Source organism: Actinosynnema sp. ALI-1.44 (assembly GCF_001984155.1).
Lineage (GTDB): Bacteria > Actinomycetota > Actinomycetes > Mycobacteriales > Pseudonocardiaceae > Kibdelosporangium.
In genome coordinates, this window is sequence record NZ_MTQO01000054.1 from 22490 (window position 1) to 41156 (window position 18667).

Here is an 18667-nt window from a genome sequence, read left to right on the forward strand (position 1 = left end):
AGGGCGCGGTGCCGGACGAGCAGGCCGCTGGGGGCCCGGAGCTGGACATTCTCCTGTCGGGGACGGTGTTCTTGGACATCATCTTCACCGGACTCGACCACCTGCCCCAGCCGGGTACGGAGGTGTGGGCGACCGGGCTGGGATCCAGCCCGGGCGGGATCGCCAACCTGGCGGTCGCGTTGAGCCGTCTGCAGTTGCGGACGGGACTGGCCGCAGCGTTCGGGGAGGACGCGTACGGCGACTTCTGCTGGGATGTCCTCGCCTCACAAGAGGGCGTCGACCTCACGTATTCACGGCGGTTCTACGGCTGGCACTCGCCGTTGACCGTCTCCATGGCCATCGACCGGGACCGGGCGATGGTCACCCACGGTCATCCCTCGCCGGTCGGCGCGGACGAACTGCTCGACCCGCCGCCCGCGACGAAGGCGTGTTTCGTGCACGTGGACCTGCACTCCGACCAGTGGGTGAAGAAGTCGAAGCAACAGGGCGCGCTGCTGTTCGCCGACGTCGGCTGGGACCCGACCGAGCGCTGGGAGCCGTCCATGCTGCGGCAGCTGCTCGACGGCTACGACGTGTTCCTGCCCAACAGCGTCGAGGCGATCAGCTACACCAAGTCCGACGACGTGAAAGCCGCGGCGAGGGCGCTCGCGGAGATAGTCCCGGTCGTGGTGGTCACCAGAGGCGGCAACGGCGCGTACGCGGTCGACGCGAACACCGGCGAGGAAACCGAGGTGGGCGGGCTGAACGTGGCCGCGCTCGACCCCACCGGCGCCGGTGACGTGTTCGGTGCGGGGTTCGTGGTCGGCACGCTCGGGGGTTGGCCGTTGACCGATCGGGTGCATTTCGCCAACCTCTGCGCGGCCTTGTCCGTGCAACACTTCGGCGGCTCGCAGTCCGCGCCGGGCTGGGGTGACATCGCGGCATGGTGGCGCCTGGTCGGCCGCCGGGACGAGCGTGAGCTGCGTGGCTACACGTTCCTCAACGACCTGCTGCCCAGCCACGCCGGTACCCAGGTCCGCCGAGCGAGCGCGACCATCGGATTGCGAGGGATCTCTTGAGGAAACTGCCGGTGATCGTGGCCGTCGCGGCGCTGCTCGCCGCGTGCGCGCCCGGATCGGACAACAAACCCGCGCAGCAGCCCGCCGGGCAGGTGCGCAAGGACGTCGGCGCGCTCGGCGACGTGACGCTGACCATCTGGGACCAGGAGACGCGCCCGGCGCAGGAAGCCCAGATCAAGGCGTTGAACGCGCAGTTCCAGTCGAAGTACCCGAACATCAGGCTCAACCGGGTCGGGCGCTCCTTCGACGACCTGCGCAGCACGATCAAGCTCGGCCTGACCGCCAACGACGCGCCGGACGTCGCCCAGGTCAACAACGGCAAGCAGGACATGGGCGCGTTCGTCAAGGCGGGCCTGCTGCGGCCGATGGACCCGTACGCCGAGGCGTACGGCTGGAACCAGCGGTTCCCTGAGTTCGTCCGCAAGCTCGCCAGCTACCCCGACAGCGGCGACTCGCTCGGCGAGGGCAAGCTGTACGGCGTTCCGCAGACCGGTGAGCTGGTCGGCATCTGGTACAACAAGGCCAAGTTGAGCCAGCTCGGCGTGCAGCCGCCGAAGACGTGGGACGAGTTCGACGCGGCGCTGGCGAAGGCCAAGACGGCGGGCCAGCTGCCGATCCAGGTGGGCAACCTGGAGAAGAGCTCGGGCCCGTTGCTGTACGCCTTGGCCATGCACCGGTTCGGCAACCCGGCCGACGAGACCGAACTGGCCACCGGTCGCGCCGACGCGAACTGGAAGACCGAGCCGAACCGGCAGGCCGCGCGGCAGGTCGCCGACTGGGTCGACAAGGGCTACCTGACTCCCGGTTTCGCGGGTCTGAAAGGCGACGACGCCACCGAGAAGTTCGGCAAGGGCGAAGGCGTCTTCCACGTCAACGGCACGTGGAGCCTGGCGGCGCTCAAGGCGGCCATGGCGGACAACGTCGGGTTCGTCCTGCCGCCTGGTGGCACGGTGACCGGTGGAACCGGGCTGCCGTGGGCGGTCAGTTCGAAGTCGAAGAACCCGGACGCGGCGGCCGCGTACATCGACTTCATCACCAGTCCTGACGCGATGCGCACGGTCGCGTCCAGCGGCAACCTGCCGGTCGTCAAGGCGGGTGACCAGGCAGGCACCGGTCCGGAACGGGACGTGCTCGACAAGTGGCAGGAAGCGTCCGCGTCGCGGAAACTCGTGCCGTACCTGGACTACGCGACGCCCAACGCGTACGAGGTGGTCAGCAACTCCGTCGAGCAGTTGATGGCCAAGCAACTGGATGTGGAGGCGTTCCTCGGCAAACTCCAGGCGGACCTGGAGTCGAGCCGTGGCGGTCGGTGAGCCGAGGCGGGTGGGGTACCTCTACGCCCTGCCCGCCCTGCTCGTCTACGCGGCTTTCCTGCTGTTCCCGTTGCTGCACGGCGGATGGCTGTCACTGTTCAAGTGGGACGGCCTGTCGCTCGGGACGTTCACGGGTTTCTCCAACTACGGTGACATGTTCGCCGAGGAAGGCGCGTTGGCGGCGTTCGGGCACGTCGGTGTGCTGATCCTGTTCTTCTCGGTTCTTCCCGTCTGCATAGGACTCGTCCTTGCGACGGCGCTCCATAGGGTTCGTATACGTGGGTTGCCGTTTTTCCGGACCGTCCTGTTCCTGCCACAGGTGATCGCTATGGTCGTGGTCGCGGTGGCATGGCAAAGGATCTTCGCGCCGGATGGTGCGTTGAATTTTCTCCTTGGCACAGAAGGAAAAGCGTGGCTGGGCGACTCCTCGACGGCCCTGCTGGCTGTCGGGATTGTCGGTACCTGGGTGCAGACTGGGCTCGCAATGGTTTTGTTCCTCGGTGGGATCGGAAAGGTCTCGGCCGACCTGTTCGACGCCGCCCGGCTGGACGGTGCCGGACCGGCCGGCGAGTTCCGTTCGGTGATCCTGCCCGCGCTGCGAGGGGAGATCGGGGTGGCGCTGACGCTGACCGTGATCGCCGCTTTGCGCACGTTCGACCTGGTCTACATGATGACCCCGTTGGGCGGCCCGGGCGGCTCGACCACGGTGCCCGCGTACGAGATCTACCAGCGCGCCTTCCACACCGGGCAGGTCGGCTCGGCGGCGGCGATCGGCGTGGTGATCACGGTGCTCGCGTTCCTCGTGACGTACGTGATCACGCGGATCACGGGAAGGGAGCGCGTGTAGTGGTCTCCCGTGCCGAACGTGCCGGTACCTATCTCGTTCTCGGTGTCTTCGCTGTCTTCGCGTTGTACCCCATGCTGTCCATCGTCGTCACCGCGCTGCGCTCCGAAGTGGCCGGCCGCGGCGGGATCCACTGGGAGAACTTCGGCAAGGCGTGGGCCGAGGCCCGCTTCGGCAGCTACCTGTTCTCCAGCCTGGTCGTCAGTGTCAGCGTCGTCGCGATCACGGTCGTGCTGTCCGTCCTGGCCGCGTATGCCTTCGGCACGATGAGTTTCCGCGGCAGGGACGCGTTGTTCTACTTGCTGCTGCTCGGGTTGACCGTGCCGGGTGAGGCCGTGGTCGTCCCGTTGTACTACGACCTGCGCGATCTGGGCCTGACGGACACGTACGCCGCGCTGATCCTGCCGCAGGTCGCGCAGTCCGTGGCGTTCGGCGCGTTCTGGCTGCGGACGTACTTCCGGTCCACCTCGCGGAGTGTGGTCGAGGCCGCCCGGCTGGACGGCGCCGGGCACTGGCAGACGCTGTGGCGCGTGCTCGTGCCCATGGGTCGTCCGGCGCTGGTCACGTTGATCGTCCTGGTGTTCATGTGGACGTGGAACGAGTTCCTGCTGGCCAGGGTGATGATCACCGGTGAGGCGTTACGCACCGCCCCGCTCGGCCTGCAGTTCTTCTCGGGCAGATCGGACACGAGCGTGCCGCTGCTGGCGGCCGCGTCGGTGCTGGTCGCACTGCCCGTCGTGGTGGTTTACCTGTTCCTGCAAAGACATTTCATCCGCGGCATGGTCGATGGCGCGGTCAAGGGTTAGCGACTGACTGGGAGGAAACGTGCGCTGGGGTGCTTTGCTACCCGTTGTACTCCTCGCTGGTACGGCGGTTCCCGTACACGCCGCCGGGGCGGACAGCGGACGAGGTCGTGCCGAGTTGGACGTGCTGTTCATCGGCGCCCACCCGGACGACGAAGCGTTCTCACTGGCCACGCTCGGCCAGTTCAAGGTGCGCTCCGGTGTCGTCACGGTGACCAGGGGCGAAGGCGGCGGGAACGCCGTCGGCCCCGAGGAAGGGCCGGAACTCGGCCGGATCCGGGAGGCCGAGGAGCGGCGCGCGGTCGGCAAGGCCGGGATCACGGACGTGTACAACCTCGACAAGGCGGACTTCTACTACACGGTCTCGTCGCCGCTGACCGAGCAGGCGTGGGGGCACGAGGACACGCTCGGCAAGGTCGTCCGCGTGATCCGGCAGACCAAGCCCAAGGTCGTGATCACCATGGACCCGGCCCCGTCGCCGGGCAACCACGGCAACCACCAGTACGCCGCACGGCTCGCGGTCGAGGCGTACGAGCGGGCCGCGGATCCGAAGGCGTTCCCCGGTCAGGGCCTGCGGCCGTGGGCGGTGTCGCGGCTGTTCACCGGTGGGTTCGACGGCAAGTCGACCAAGGGCCCCGGGTGCGTGCGCGACTTCACCCAGGACGAGCCGACGGACCGCGTCTGGGGTGCGTGGGCCGGCGAGCCGGCGCACGACGGCAAGACGTGGGCTCAGATCGAGCGGGCCGCGCAGCGTGAGTACGCCAGTCAGGGCTGGGCCGGGTTCGGCGACGTGCCAACGGATCCCGCGCAGATCGGCTGCGACTACTTCACCCAGGTGGCCAGCCGGGTGCCGTACCGCCCGGACTCGCGCGGCGCGCGCGGCATGCTCGAGGGCGCGATCGTGCCCGGCGAACTGCCGCTGGGCACGAAGCTGTCCGCCAAGCCGTCGCGTTACGAGGTGACAGCGGGTTCGTCGGTGAAGATCGACGTGACGTCGTCGGTTCGCGGCCGGACCACGGTGATTCCGCCGCCCGGCTGGACTGTCGACGGCGAGACCGTCACGGTGCCCGCCAACGCCCAGCCAGGCAAGGCAAGCATCGGCGTACGGGTGGCCGGCGGCGGAAAGTCGGGCTTCACGGAGGCACTGGTCGAGGTCGTTCCGGTGCTCAGCGCCGCGCAGCAACCCCTGCCGCAGGTCGCGCAGTACCAGCAATGGGCACGCCAGGTCGGGCATCCCGAGTTGGCCGGTCTGGTCGCGCCGGTGCTGACGTTGCCGTCCGGTGGCAGCCGAGAAATCGAGGTGACGATCCGGAACAACGGAGCTGTCGCCCGGGACGGTGCCGTCTCGTTGACGATGCCCGCCGGTTTCGAGGCAAGTCCCGAGCAGCGCTTCCCCAGTGTCGCCCCGGGAGCGAGCACGGTCGCCAGGTTCACGGTCCGCAACACGGACGCCGCCCTGCCGACCGGGATGCGTGGCGGCGACTACCGGTACACCATCAACGTCCCGGGTGGTTCGGCGCGCCCGGCGCTCGAACTCGTCCCGGCGACCACGATTTCCCAGGCCGGTGTTTCCCCTGTGGTGGACGGGATCGCTGGGGCAGGGGAGTACCCAGGGCCGGAAATCGACATCTCGTCCCGGTGGGAAGGTGACGAGTGCACGTCCGCCGCGGACTGTTCGGCGACCGCCCGGCTGTCCTGGCGGGACGACACGGTGTACGGGCTGGTCACGGTGACCGACGACGTCCTCGGTACCAAACTGGCCACGGCGGACTGCAAACGGCACTGGCGCACCGACTCGGTCGAGCTGACGATCGACCCGCGCGGACGTTCGGAGAACACCTCGACCACGTACAAACTCGCGGTCCTGCCCGTGACCGCGGAAGGCCCGCCGTGCGCGTTGCGGGACGCGGACAACAAACAGGGCAGTGCGCCCGGCGTCAAGGTGGCGTCCAAGCTCACGGGCACGGGATATGTCGTGGAGTTCGCGGTTCCGCTCGCGGAGGTTCCCGGCGCGGTGGATCCGGCGTCCGCGGGGGTGAACGTCCTGGTGTACGACTCGGACACGCAGGACAAGAGCGGCCAGACGCGGATCGGCTGGTCCACTTGGGGCGGAGTGCAGGGCGACCCGTACCGATGGGGGCGGGCCAAGCTGGACGGGTACACCCCGCCGCCGGGCCGTCCGATCGATCCGCCCGCACCGGTCCTGCCGCTGGAAGCACTGCTCTCAGTGGACTCGCCGCAGTCCATTGCCCAATCCGTACGCCTCGGCCTCGCCCCAGGCGCGGCCCCGGCGACACGACCGATCCGCGTCATCCACGGATACCTGCTGGCGACGGAGAAGGGGACCGCGTACGTGTATGCCAACGGGCAACGAAAAGTCCTCCCAGTCGCTCCAGGACTGACGAAACTGCCGCAAGGCCAACTTCTGTTGGGGTTCATCACACCAAAGGGAGCAACGGCAGCGGCTGAATCACGCTAAGGGCGGTACTCCTACGGTGTCCTCTTGGGTCACCGTAGGAGCTTCGGTCCCCTACGTTCCAGAAGGGTGCTCGATGACGGCTTTACCCGGCCAACGCATGCACTACTGCGGCAAGTGCGTGTCCGGCGAGCACGACCTCGACATCGACAGCTGGAAGACCGAGTTCTGCCGTTTGCAGCGCGAACACTGCCAGTGCGATTGCGACTGTCCCTACTACCGGGTCCTAATCGAGGAACCCCGCTGCCACCGTCGCCGAACCCCACGCCGATGGCACACCACAAGCCGCCACTCCCGAGCATGGACCCGCCGCCACCTCCACGAGACGATCGGCTACCCGATCCTCAGCCCAGAGGAGTACATCGAAGGCAAGACAGCGCCCTGATCAGGCACAGGCCGGTCGGCTCGGCTACTGGCTGTGTGTCTGCTTGCTGTCGGCTCTTGGTGGGACGGCTCGGCGCATGCTCGGTTGCTTGCGTCCCGGTGGGTTGGGGCGCGTCTGGGTTTCAGGCCCACCCCTCCTGCTTTGAGGTGCCCGGCCATGGACCGCAGTCGCCGACACCCACCGAAGGTCATACCCTTCGGCTATGACTCCTGACCTGGAGTCGTTGCGTCTGCTTGTCCTGGTCGGCGAACTGGGCAGTATCGGCAGGGCAGCGGCCAAACTGGGGATCGCGCAGCCGTCTGCCAGCAAGCGGCTGGCGAGTCTTGAGCGCAAGCTGGGGCTGGCGCTCGTCGACCGGACGCGCCGGGGTTCCGCGTTGACGCCCGACGGCCGTGTCGTCACGGATTGGGCAAGGCGGGTGCTCGACGAGTTGAACGTGCTGGTCACCGGTGCTGAGGCGTTGCGGTCTCGGCGGGCCGCCGAATTGCGGGTCGCGGCCAGCCTCACTGTTGCCGAGCACCTCGCGCCGGGGTGGATCGGGGAGTTGCGGCGTGCCCGGACCGATCTCTACGTCGGGCTTGTCGTGACGAACTCCAGCCTGGTTTGCGATCTTGTCCGGGGCGGGGAGGTCGATCTCGGGTTCGTCGAGTCGCCGACTGTTCCCGCCGAGTTGTCCGCGCGCCGGGTCGCCACCGACCGGCTCGCTGTCGTCGTCCCGCCCAACCACGCGTGGGCGCGGCGGCGGAAGGCCCTGACCGCCGCCGAACTCGCCGGGACTCCGCTTGTCGTGCGGGAACGGGGTTCCGGTACGAGGGAAACCCTGGAACGCGCACTGCGCAGGGCCAAGGTCGGCGATCTCATCCCGGTCGCCGAACTCGGGTCGACGACTGCCGTGCGCAGCGCTGTCGTCGACGGCGCCGGGCCCGCCGTGCTCAGTGTTCTCGCCGTCGACGCCGACCTGTCCGAAGGACGGCTGATCGAGGTCAGTGTCGAAGGTCTGGACCTGCGCCGCCAGCTCAGGGCTGTGTGGCCCGGTGGTCGCCGCCTGCTCGGGTCTGCCGCCGAGTTGCTCGCGGTCGCCCTGCGCGCCTCCGGGTTCGACCGCGACGGCTGACCACGGCGAGCGGCCGCGGCTGCCGGATTTCGTGTGGAACGCGTGGGCTGCCCGGTGCCAGAATCCCCGGCATGCCCGAGTTGATCATCCGCCCCCGTGTCGACAGTGATCTCGACGCGTGTGTTTCCGCGATGGCAGAGGTCCACTCCACGGACCAGTACCCCACGAACTGGCCGGACAACCCGATCCGCTGGCTGACCCCGGACGGTCTGCTCGCCAGCTGGGTCGCCGAGTCCGACGGCGCGATCGTCGGGCATGTGGCCCTGCAGCACGGCCACGGGGCGAGCACTGTGCCCGCGGTCATCGAAGCGGCCGGTGTCGAGCCTGCTGCACTCGCGAGCGTCGCGAGGTTGCTCGTCGTGCCCGCCGTGCGCCGCCAGGGAGTGGCCGCCGCGCTGATGGACGCCCTTGGTGAGGAGGCAGCGCGACGTGGGCTACGTCTTGCCTTGGACACTGTCGGCCATGCCCCGGCCGCGATGGCGTTCTATGAGCGCACGGGCTGGCGTCGTGTGGTCAGCGAGACCGCACCGTGGACACGGCCGGACGGTAGCGCGGTCATCAAGCACTACTACCTCGAAAGTCCCACTGGCTGAGCGCGCTGGCACTAGGTTGGGACGGGTGAAGTGGTTCAGGCGACACCGTCCCGAGCCCGCGCCTCAGCGTGATCCCGCCGAGGTCGCGGCCGAGTTCTGGCGCGGGTGGGCCGACCTCCTGCCCACCGTGAGCGCCGCGCTGGGCGACGCGGAGCCGCACCGGGTCGAGAACGACCTGTGCGAACTCGTCGCCGTCGTGCACCCCGAGCTGCATTTCTCGCTCGAACGGGGGCAGCGCTCCATCTACGCACTGGTCGTCTCCGGCCAGGAGGATCCGAAGCTGCGGCCGTTCACCGACGCGTGGAAGGCCGCCGCCCCGCCGGACGACGCCATCTGGGAGTTCCACGACTCCGTCCCGCCCGTCCCCGACCCGACCGAGGTCACGGTCAACCTCGGCTTCCACCGCGTTCCGCTCGCCGATGTCCGGATCGCCGTCCAGGTCGACGAGGCCGAGGGCGTCGTCGACGTCGCCGTGCACCACCCGATGTTCACCGAGCTCGATCCAGCCGCGCGGGAGGCGCTGACCTACCTGCCGCTGGACGCCACTCTCGGTGAGCGGCTGGCCGCCGAACGCCTCCGCCGGGTGGAGACCGCCGAAGCCGAACCACAGGGCTCGATCGGGCTGCTCGAGCTCCGCGAGATTGTCAGGGGGCTGGACTACTCTGCCGACCGTGACCAGCACTGACGAACCACAAGGTCTCGAAGACGTCCCGGCGGGCGCCCGCGCGCGGCACGCGGAACTCGCCGAGGAGGTGCGCGGCCACCAGTTCCGCTACTACGTGCTGGATTCGCCGACGATTACGGACGGCGAGTTCGACGAGCTGCTCGGCGAGCTGCAGGCCCTCGAGGAGCAGCACCCCGCGCTGGCCACTCCCGATTCGCCGACGCAGCAGGTCGGCGGCACGTTCTCCACCGAGTTCACCACGGTCGACCACCTCGAACGCATGCTCAGCCTCGACAACGCGTTCGACGCGGACGAGATGACCGCGTGGTTCGACCGGGTCGTCAAGGAGGTCGGCGAGACCGCGCACTACCTGTGCGAGCTGAAGATCGACGGCCTCGCGATCAACCTGCTCTACCAGAACGGCCGCCTGACCAGGGGCCTGAGCAGGGGCGACGGCCGCACGGGCGAGGACCTCACGTTGAACGTGCGCACGCTCGACGGCGTGCCCGAGGTGCTCACCGGCACCGACGAGTACCCGGTGCCGAAGCTGGTCGAGGTCCGCGGCGAGGTCTTCTTCCGCGTGGAGGACTTCCTCGAGCTCAACGCCAGGCAGGCCGAGGCGGGCAAGCAGGTCTACGCCAACCCGCGCAACACGGCGTCCGGTTCGTTGCGGCAGAAGGACCCGAGCATCACCGCGAGCCGCAAGCTCCGCCTGATCTGCCACGGCCTCGGGCAGCGCGAGGGCTTCGAGCCGGACCGCCAGTCGCATTCGTACGAGGCGTTGCGGGCGTGGGGCCTGCCGGTGTCGACGCACACCAAGGTCCTGGCGACGCACAAGGAAGTCAACGACTTCATCAAGTACTGGGAGGACCACCGGCACGACGCCGAGCACGAGATCGACGGCATCGTGGTCAAGGTCGACGAGGTGCCGTTGCAGCGCCGCCTCGGCACCACGTCACGCGCCCCGCGCTGGGCGATCGCGTTCAAGTACCCGCCGGAGGAGGTCACCACCAAGCTGCTCGACATCCGTGTCAACGTCGGCCGGACCGGCCGGGTCACGCCGTACGCGGTGACCGAACCGGTGTCGGTGGCGGGTTCCACGGTCGCCCGCGCGACGCTGCACAACGCCAGCGAGGTCAAGCGCAAGGGCGTCCTGATCGGCGACCGGATCGTGCTGCGCAAGGCCGGTGACGTGATCCCCGAGGTGCTCGGCCCGGTCGTCGACGCGCGCACGGGCGAGGAGCGCGAGTTCGTGATGCCGGTGTCGTGCCCGGAGTGCGGCACGTTGCTGCGTCCCGAGAAGGAGGCGGATGTCGACATCCGCTGCCCCAACGCGCAGTACTGCCCGGGGCAGTTGCGTGAGCGGCTGTACTACATCGGCAGCCGCAACGCGCTGGACATCGAGGTGCTCGGCTACGAGAGTGCGTCGGCGCTGGTCAACTCCGACGTGTACGACGTCGAGGCCGACCTTTTCGACCTGGACGAGGACGACCTCAAGCAGGTCGAGCTGTTCCGGACGATCTCGGGCGAGCTGTCCGCCAACGGCGCCAAGCTGGCGCAGAACCTGCGCGAGGCCAAGGAGCGTCCACTGTGGCGTGTCCTGGTCGCGCTGTCCATCCGGCACGTCGGCCCCACGGCGGCGCGGGCGCTGGCGGTGGAGTTCGGCTCGCTCGAGCGGATCTTCGACGCGGACGAGGAGGAGCTGGCGGCTGCCGAGGGCGTCGGTCCGACGATCGTGACCGCGCTGCGGGACTGGTGGGCGGTCGACTGGCACCGCGAGGTCGTCGAGCGCTGGCGCGCGGCCGGCGTGAACATGGCGGACGAGCGGGACGAGTCCATCCCGCGCAACCTGCTTGGCCTGTCCATCGTGGTCACCGGAACCCTGCCGACCCTGTCCCGCGACGAGGCCAAGGAAGCCATCATCGCCCGCGGCGGCAAGGCCGTCGGGTCGGTGTCGAAGAAGACGTCGTTCGTCGTGGTCGGGGACTCGCCCGGCTCCAAGTACGACAAGGCCGTCCAGTTGAAGGTCCCGGTGCTCGACGAGGACGGCTTCCGCGTCCTGCTCGACCAGGGCCCGGAGGCGGCCACCGAGGTCGCCACGGTCGGCAGTCCGGACGAAGTGGCCGAGTAGGAGCGCGGTACACCCCCGGGTGGCCGGGCCACCCCCGCCGGTCGGCTGGTTGCGCCACCCGACCGGATGGTCCTTGCTGCCCGAAGCCATCCTTTTTCCGTAACAGGCGTCTACCTCACCGAATACCCACCTTCGATCATGAAGGTGACGAGTCGGGGACAGGGTGAGGGACCGTGTTGGACACCGTGCTGGACTGGGACCTGGTGAACGGCAAGGCGCCGATCGTGGCCACTGTGGTCGCCGTGCTGGCCTGCTGCGCGTTGCTGGTCAGGCGTGATCGCCGGTGGTGGACCCGGACGATCCCCATCCTGGTCGCGGTCAGCGTGGCCGTGACGTTGCTGGCCTGGTGGCTGGTCGAGGGCGTGTGGCAGCCGTTCCCGGATGCGCTGCCGTTGCGGGTGGTCGGGTGGACGGGCTGTGCGGTGGCCGGTGTCGGCCTCGGTGTCGTGTCGCTGTGGAAAACCTCGTGGCGCCGGCGGGTCGCTGCGGTGGTGGTGGCGGTTCTGGCCGTCGTCGCGTCGATGCTGAACATCAACGCCTACTACGGGCAGTACCCGAGTCTGCGCGGTGCGCTGGGCATGCCGCCCGCCAACGAGATCCCGTTCACCGATTTGACGCCGCCGACTGAGACGCCGTTCCCCTCGGAGCCGGGACGGCCGCTGATCGACAGTTGGAAGCCACCGCCGAACATGCCGAAGCAGGGCAAGGTCACCCAGGCGACCATCCCCAGCCCGATCTCCAAGTTCCCGACGACCCGCCAGGCCTACCTGTACCTGCCGCCCGCGTACCTGACGGACGCTCGCCCGCTGCTGCCGGTGCTGGTCGCGCTGCCGGGCCAGCCGGGCGGGCCGACCGACTGGATCAACGGTGGCCAGATCGCCGCGACGATGGACAGGTACGCGGCGGCGCACAACGGCCTCGCCCCGATCGTCGTGATGCCGGACGCCACGGGCAGTGCCCTCAACAACCCGCTGTGCGTCGACTCGAAGCTCGGTGCCAACGAGACGTACCTGACCAGGGACGTGCCGGACTGGATCCGGCAGAACCTCCAGGTCGACCCGGACGCCCGGCACTGGGCGGTCGCCGGGTTCTCCTACGGCGGCACGTGCGCGTTGCAGCTCGCGCTGCGCCAGCCCCAGGTCTACCCGACCTTTGTGGACATCTCCGGTCAGCAGGAGCCGTCGCTCGGCACCCGTGAGAAGACCGTCAAGGAGATCTTCGACGGCGACGAGGCCGCGTTCCGTGCGATCAACCCGTTGGACCTGCTGGCCACCCGGAAGTACCCGGACTCGGCGGGCGCGTTCACGGTCGGCTCGGTGGACGCCTACCTCCCGCAGCAGAAGGTCGTGTACGACGCGGCTCTGCGCAACGGCCTCGCCGCCGAGTGGTTCGAGGTGCCAGGCCCGCACAACTGGCACTCGTGGGCTGCCGGGTTCGTCAAGTCGCTGGACTGGCTGACCAGCCGGATGGGATTGACGCGGTGAAGGTTCTGCTGCGCCGTGCTCCGTTCACCGTCGTGCTCGTGGTCGTCGTGTGGACGGTCGCGATCCTCACCAAGAGCCTGTCCACCGGGCCGTCGGACGAACTGATCGACCGGGTCGGCTTCGGTCCGGACCAGTTCAGCATCGGCCACTGGTGGAGTCCGGTGTCCTCGATGTTCTTCTCCGGCGGCCTGAGCGGCTACGTCTGGGCCACGCTGCTGATCGCGTGGCTGTGCGGGCTGGCGGAGATGCGGATCGGCACGATCAGGACGGCGGTGATCTTCGTCGTCACGCACATCCTGGGCACGTCGCTGGCGGCGGGTATGATCGCGCTCAGCATGCGGACCGGGGACTGGTGGCCGACCGGCCTGGCGGTCGAAGTCGATCCCGCTGTCGGCGCGATCGGTGTGGGGTTCGCACTGAGTTTCCAGCTGACACCGACCTGGCGGCGCAGGTTGCGGGTCGTGCTGAGCCTCGCCTTGGTCATGTGTGCGCTGTACATCGGCTCGATGGTCGACCTGGCCCGGTTGTTCGCGGTGCTGCCCGGTCTTCTCGCCGGGGCGGTCGTGGCGGGCAGGAAGTGGCACACGGGCGGTCAGCCGTCCAGCGTGGAGACCCGCCTGCTCGTCGCGCTGGTCGTGGCGGCCTCGGCGGTGGGTCCGCTCGTCGCGACAGTGACGCAGACGGCGAACGGTCCGCTGTCGGTGCTCCAGTCCTTGTTCGTCGGCGACCAGCCGGACGCGATCGACCTCGAGTACGTCTGCGGCGATCCGTCGGCCGTGCAGGACTGCCAGAACCTGCGTGCCCTGCTGCGGATGAGCGGGGTCGGCTCGGCGATCCTCTCGATCGTCCCGGTGCTGCTGCTGCTCGTGCTGGCCGAAGGGCTGCGCCGCGGCCGCAAGTTCGCATGGTGGGTGACGGCCGGGTTGAACATCGCGCTCACCTGGCTCGGCGTGCTGCTGCTGATGTCGTATCCGGCGGACGCGCTGCCGACGACCACTCAGGACTGGATCCAGCTGCTCGTGCCATTGGCCCAACCGCTGGTGATCGTGGTCCTGCTGCTGGCGACAAGGAAGAAGTTCCGGGTTTCCGCGCCACCGGGGACGTACATGAAGTTCGCGGTGATCACGCTCGGCACGGTCGTCGCCTGTTGCGTGATCTACGTCGGCGGCGCGTGGCTGCTGCGTGACCAGTTCGAGTCGCAGCCGGGTCTGCACGCGATCCTGGCCGACCTGCCGACCCGGTTCGCACCGCCGGGGTACCTCGGCCTGGTGGACTTCGCCGTCGTGCCGACCGGGTGGTGGTCGATGCACCTGCACCACTGGATCGGCGTGGTGTTCTGGGCCGTGGTCATCATCGGCGGGCTGGTCACGTTCCGGAAGGCGATCGTCGAACGGCGTGCCGCGGACCGGTCGCGAGCCCGTGAACTGCTCGCCGAGTACGGCGGGTCCTCCATGTCACACATGATCACCTGGCGTGGCAACGACTACTGGTTCACGCCGGACGGCAAGGCGGTGATCGCCTACCGCGTGATCTCCGCTGTGGCGTTGACGACCGGCGAACCGGTCGGCGAAGCCGAGTCGAAGAGCGCGGCCGTCCAGCAGTTCACCCAGTTCTGTGCCACGAACGGCTGGACGCCGTGTTTCTACAGCGTTGGCGAGTCGTTGCGGACCGAGCTGTCGTCGTGGAGCTCCGTGCAGGTCGCCGAGGAAACCGTCGTTCCCCTGCCGGGGCTGGAGTTCCGCGGCAAGAAGTGGCAGGACGTGCGCACGGCGATGAACAAGGCGGGCAACTTCGGCGTCACCGCGCAGTGGACGAGCTACCGGGACGCGCCGCCGTGGATGACCGAGCAGATCGCGGCGTTGTCCGACGCCTGGCTGGCCGACAAGGGCCTGCCGGAGATGGGGTTCACGCTCGGCACGCTCGAGGAACTCGCCGACGACGAGGTCCGGTGTCTCGTCGCCGTCGACGAGGACCGCAAGGTGCACGGGGTGACCAGCTGGTTGCCGGTCCGCCAGGACGGCGAGATCGTCGCGTGGACGTTGGACTTCATGCGCCGCAGCAATTCGGCGTTCACCGGGGTGATGGAGTTCCTGATCGCGTCGATGGCGATCCGCTGCCGTGACGAGGGGGTGGAGTACATCAGCCTGTCCGGTGCGCCGCTGGCCCGGCGACGCGACCGCGGCGAGAAGGTGCCTCTCCTGCAGCGGCTGCTCGACGTCGTCGGCCGGTTGCTTGAGCCGGTGTACGGGTTCCGCTCGCTGCTGGCGTTCAAGGCGAAGTTCCAGCCGCAGTACCGGCCGTTGTTCATGAGCTACCCGGACGCGTCGGCGTTGCCGAGCATCGGCAACGCGATCACCAAGGCGTACTTGCCGAGGATCACCCTCCGCCAGGCCGGGCGGCTGGCCGGGAAACTGATCATTCGCCGCTACCCTCGGTGAGCAGAGGAGGAGCATCGTGATTCGGGTAGTGGTGGTCGACGACGAGGCGCTGATCCGGTCGGGCTTCGAGCTCATCCTGCGCGCGGCGGGCGACATCGACGTGGTGGCCACGACGACGGGCGCCGACGCGGTGCGGGAGATCGGCTCGCACAAGCCGGACGTCGTGCTGCTGGACATCCGGATGCCGGACGTCGACGGGCTGACCATCCTGCGGCAGCTGCGTGAGCTGCCGGATCCGCCCGTCGTGGCCATGTTGACGACGTTCGACGCCGACGAGTACATCGCGGCGGCGTTGCGGTCGGGCGCGTCGGGGTTCCTGCTCAAGGACACCGACCCGGAGCAACTCGCCCAGGTGGTCCGCACGCTGGCCAGCGGCGGAGTCGTGTTGTCACCGAAGGTCACCAAGGCGGTGGTGGACGGCTACCTGGACACGGGCGCGGGTTCGGCCGCGGCAGGCCGGGTCGCGCAGCTGACCGATCGGGAACGCGACGTACTGGTGCTCATCGCGGAAGGACTGTCCAACGCGGACATCGGTACCCGGGTGCACTTGAGCGTCGGCACGGTCAAGGACCACGTCAGCGCCATTCTCACCAAGCTCAGAGTGGGCAGCCGGGTGCAGGCGGCGTTGCTCGCGCAGCGCGCCGGGCTGTTGCGGGACACTGAGTTGTGACCGTTCGGGACCGTGCGACCGACGCCTTGTTCGTGGGCGTGGCTCTCGGGGATGTCTGGCTGAGCACCGGGATCTTCACGGACGAGGACGTCGACTACGTGTCGATCACCGCAGCCCTGATCGCGGCGTTCGCGTTGGTCGTGCGACGGCGTTGGCCGTACGTGTCCTTCGCGGTGACGGTGCCCGCGATGTTCATCTCCGAGGCCGCGGTGGCCACGTTGATCGGGCTGTACACGGTCGCCAGGCTCAGGCACAACCGGCGTGCGCTGGTGATGTGTGCGCTGCTGGTCGCCGTCGGCTATGCCAGTCCGTGGCCGCCGTTCGACTTCTCGGACATTCCGGGCAAAGCGTTCCTGCTCAACATCGTCTACGCCACCATGACGGCGGCCGCGCCCGCGTTCCTCGGCGAGTTGGTGCGCACCCGCCACGATCTTTCGTTGCGGCTGCGGGAAATCGACGAAGCGCGGGAGCACGAGCGGGAGCTGATCGAGCAGAACGTGCTGGCGAAGGAACGCGCCCAGCTGGCGCGGGAGATGCACGACGTGGTGTCCCACCAGGTCAGCCTGATCGCCGTACGGGCGGGGGCGTTGCAGGTCAGCACGCCTGATCCGGGTACGAAGGACGCGGCGCAGACGATCCGCAAACTCAGCATCGACACGCTCGACGAACTGCGCCACATGGTGAACCTGTTGCGTGCGTCCGGCAGCCTGGAGACCGAGCTCACGCCCCAGCCGACGCTCGCCGATCTGGAGCGGCTGATTGCGAGCAGCGGCATCGAGGTCCGGATGGAAGGCGGTGTACCGACCGGGCTCGGCGCGCACTCCCAGCGCACGATCTACCGCACAGTGCAGGAAGCGCTGACCAACGTGCGCAAGCACGCCCCTGGTGCCACGGCTGTCGTGCGGATCGAGCATGTCGGCGCCGATCTGATCGTCACGATCACCAACACCCGTCCGACCCGGCCGACTGTGCCGCTGCCCAGCGCCCGGCACGGTCTGATGGGCCTGCGTGAACGCGCGGAACTGCTCGGTGGCGTGGTGGAGACGGGGCCGACGGACGGGGGCGGGTTCCGCGTGCGGCTGTCCTTGTCGGCCACCGAGGAATGACGTCCACACCAGCCGCCGTGAAGGCCCCCTCACCGGCATCGGACGCCCCAAAGGGTCCCCTCACAGCGCGTCGAGCTTGCGCTGGATCTTGTTCATCCCGGCGATCCAGCGGTCGTTCTGGGTCGCGCGGGCCGCGTAGTAGTCGGCGACCTCGGGGTGCGGCAGGATCAGGAACGAGTCGCCGCCCAAGGCGGCGACCACGTCGTCGGCGACCTGTTCGGCGGAGATCGCGCTGTCGCCCATCAGGAACTTCCCGGCCGGCCCGGTCGCCTCCAGCATCTGCGTGCGAACACCCTGCGGGCACAGGGCTTGCACGCCGATGCCGCGATGCTTGTACGTGGCGAGCAGCCATTCGGCGTACGCGAGCGCGGCGTGTTTGGTGACCGAGTAGGACGCCGAGCCGAGGGTGGTCAGCAGCCCGGCGGCGGACACCGTCGCCAGGAAGTGGCCGCGGCCGCGTGCCAGCCAGGCGGGCAGCAGTGCCCGTGACGCCCGCACGTGCGACATCACGTTCACGTCCCAGGTGCGGGCCCAGTCCTCTTCCGGCGCGTCCGGGCCGCCCATCGGCGCGACGCCCGCGTTCGCGCAGTACATGTCGACCTCGCCGAGGGCCGCACGGGCCCGCGCGATGAGCTCGTCGACGCCTTCCTCACCGGCGGCGTCACCGACGACCGCGGTCGCGCCGAGCTCGGACGCCACCGCATCGACCGAACTGTCCACATCGGCCAGCACCAGCCGTGCGCCCTCACGGGCGAACCGGCGGGCCAGCGCGGCGCCGATGCCCCGGCCCGCGCCGGTGATGACGACGCCCGCGCCGTCCAGCGCGAAGGTCACAGCCCACCACCCAGCGAGACGCCGCCGTCGAGCACGATCGTCTGCCCGGTGATCCAGCTCGCCTCCGCCGACAACAGGAACACGACCGCGTTGGCGATGTCGGCGGGCACGCCGAGCCGCTTGAGCGGGTAGGCCTGCGCGATGGCCTCCTCGTTGTCCTGGATCAGCGCACCGGCGAACTTCGTCTTCACGATCGCGGGCGCGACCGCGTTCACCCTGATGTCCGGGCCCAGGTCGACGGCGAGTTCCATGGTCAGCCTGATCAGCGCCGCCTTGCTGACGCCGTACAGGCCGATGCCGGGCGAGGCGCGCAGCCCGGCGATGGAGGACACGTTCACGATCGACCCGCCGTGCTCACCCATCCACGCGTCGCGCGCTTTGCGCGTCCACGACAGCGGCGCGAGCACGTTCACGGCGAGGATCTTGGCGGCCGCGCCCATGTCGATGTCCACGGTCGGGCCGAACACCGGGTTGATGCCGGTGTTGTTGACCAGCATGTCGACCCGGCCGAACGCCTCCAGCGTGCGGGCGATCGCCTCGTCCTGGTGGTCGGTGTCGTCGGCCTTGCCCGGGACGAAGATCGCGTTGTCCGGTCCGCCGAGCGACGTGGCGGCCTCTTCGAGCGCCTCGGGCTTGCGCGCGGTGATGCAGACCTTCGCGCCGCGCTCGGTCAGTTCCTTCGCGATGCCGAGGCCGATGCCACGGCTGGCGCCGGTGACGATCGCCACCCTGTCCTTCAACGACGTCACTTCGG

At 68.9% G+C, this 18667-nt stretch carries 16 protein-coding genes; 14 read left to right on the plus strand and 2 right to left on the minus strand.

All coding sequences use genetic code 11. From position 1 onward, the window contains the following. Window positions 1-8: 8 nt before the first annotated feature. From ALI144C_RS47035 to ALI144C_RS47100, 14 genes are all read left to right on the plus strand, one after another. On the plus strand, window positions 9-1058 hold the full coding sequence (locus ALI144C_RS47035; protein ID WP_076993821.1) for a carbohydrate kinase family protein: 1050 nt from the start codon (window positions 9-11) through the stop codon (window positions 1056-1058). Next, window positions 1055-2371 (plus strand): extracellular solute-binding protein, encoded by a 1317-nt coding sequence (locus ALI144C_RS47040; protein WP_143231309.1) that lies wholly within the window; start codon window positions 1055-1057, stop codon window positions 2369-2371. Before ALI144C_RS47035 ends, ALI144C_RS47040 begins: the two co-directional genes overlap by 4 nt. Beyond that, on the plus strand, window positions 2358-3218 hold the full coding sequence (locus tag ALI144C_RS47045) for a carbohydrate ABC transporter permease (protein WP_237774651.1): 861 nt from the start codon (window positions 2358-2360) through the stop codon (window positions 3216-3218). The genes ALI144C_RS47040 and ALI144C_RS47045 overlap by 14 nt, the downstream gene beginning before the upstream one ends. Further along, a complete protein-coding gene (locus ALI144C_RS47050) occupies window positions 3218-4021 on the plus strand; it encodes a carbohydrate ABC transporter permease (protein WP_076993824.1) in 804 nt (267 codons plus the stop codon). Before ALI144C_RS47045 ends, ALI144C_RS47050 begins: the two co-directional genes overlap by 1 nt. Window positions 4022-4040: 19 nt before the next feature. Further along, window positions 4041-6497, plus strand: coding sequence for a sugar-binding protein (locus tag ALI144C_RS47055; protein WP_076993825.1), 2457 nt, complete (start codon window positions 4041-4043; stop codon window positions 6495-6497). A gap of 73 nt (window positions 6498-6570) precedes the next feature. Beyond that, entirely contained in the window at window positions 6571-6879 is a 309-nt protein-coding gene (locus tag ALI144C_RS47060; RefSeq protein ID WP_143231311.1) for a hypothetical protein, read from the plus strand. 202 nt (window positions 6880-7081) lie between these two features. Next, window positions 7082-7993: a LysR family transcriptional regulator gene (locus tag ALI144C_RS47065; protein WP_076993827.1), complete on the plus strand. Its 912-nt coding sequence runs from the start codon at window positions 7082-7084 to the stop codon at window positions 7991-7993. Between the two features lie 71 nt (window positions 7994-8064). Continuing rightward, on the plus strand, window positions 8065-8586 hold the full coding sequence (locus ALI144C_RS47070) for a GNAT family N-acetyltransferase (protein ID WP_143231313.1): 522 nt from the start codon (window positions 8065-8067) through the stop codon (window positions 8584-8586). 25 nt (window positions 8587-8611) lie between these two features. Continuing rightward, window positions 8612-9271 carry a hypothetical protein gene (locus ALI144C_RS47075; protein ID WP_076993828.1) on the plus strand — a complete coding sequence of 220 codons (660 nt, stop codon included), beginning with the start codon at window positions 8612-8614 and terminating at the stop codon, window positions 9269-9271. Then, a complete protein-coding gene (ligA, locus tag ALI144C_RS47080) occupies window positions 9258-11381 on the plus strand; it encodes an NAD-dependent DNA ligase LigA (protein ID WP_076993829.1) in 2124 nt (707 codons plus the stop codon). Before ALI144C_RS47075 ends, ligA begins: the two co-directional genes overlap by 14 nt. A 173-nt stretch (window positions 11382-11554) precedes the next feature. Then, a complete protein-coding gene (locus ALI144C_RS47085; protein ID WP_083754019.1) occupies window positions 11555-12865 on the plus strand; it encodes an alpha/beta hydrolase in 1311 nt (436 codons plus the stop codon). After that, complete coding sequence (locus ALI144C_RS47090; RefSeq protein ID WP_083754020.1) at window positions 12862-15303, plus strand: DUF2156 domain-containing protein; 2442 nt, start codon at window positions 12862-12864, stop codon at window positions 15301-15303. Before ALI144C_RS47085 ends, ALI144C_RS47090 begins: the two co-directional genes overlap by 4 nt. 16 nt (window positions 15304-15319) lie before the next feature. Then, window positions 15320-15973, plus strand: coding sequence for a response regulator (locus tag ALI144C_RS47095; RefSeq protein ID WP_076993830.1), 654 nt, complete (start codon window positions 15320-15322; stop codon window positions 15971-15973). Next, window positions 15970-17079: a sensor histidine kinase gene (locus ALI144C_RS47100; protein ID WP_076993831.1), complete on the plus strand. Its 1110-nt coding sequence runs from the start codon at window positions 15970-15972 to the stop codon at window positions 17077-17079. Before ALI144C_RS47095 ends, ALI144C_RS47100 begins: the two co-directional genes overlap by 4 nt. Before the next feature lie 60 nt (window positions 17080-17139). On the opposite strand, the gene ALI144C_RS47105 is transcribed toward ALI144C_RS47100, so the two are convergent. After that, window positions 17140-17913 (minus strand): SDR family oxidoreductase, encoded by a 774-nt coding sequence (locus ALI144C_RS47105; RefSeq protein ID WP_076993832.1) that lies wholly within the window; start codon window positions 17911-17913, stop codon window positions 17140-17142. Continuing rightward, window positions 17910-18662: an SDR family oxidoreductase gene (locus tag ALI144C_RS47110; RefSeq protein WP_076993833.1), complete on the minus strand. Its 753-nt coding sequence runs from the start codon at window positions 18660-18662 to the stop codon at window positions 17910-17912. The genes ALI144C_RS47105 and ALI144C_RS47110 overlap by 4 nt, the downstream gene beginning before the upstream one ends. Window positions 18663-18667: the final 5 nt, after the last annotated feature.

Coding starts and splice junctions, on each gene's coding strand:
- ALI144C_RS47060 (WP_143231311.1), top strand. CDS start 6,571: ATGACGGCTTTACCCGGCCAACGCATGCACTACTGCGGCAAGTGCGTG.
- ALI144C_RS47065 (WP_076993827.1), top strand. CDS start 7,082: ATGACTCCTGACCTGGAGTCGTTGCGTCTGCTTGTCCTGGTCGGCGAA.
- ALI144C_RS47070 (WP_143231313.1), top strand. CDS start 8,065: ATGCCCGAGTTGATCATCCGCCCCCGTGTCGACAGTGATCTCGACGCG.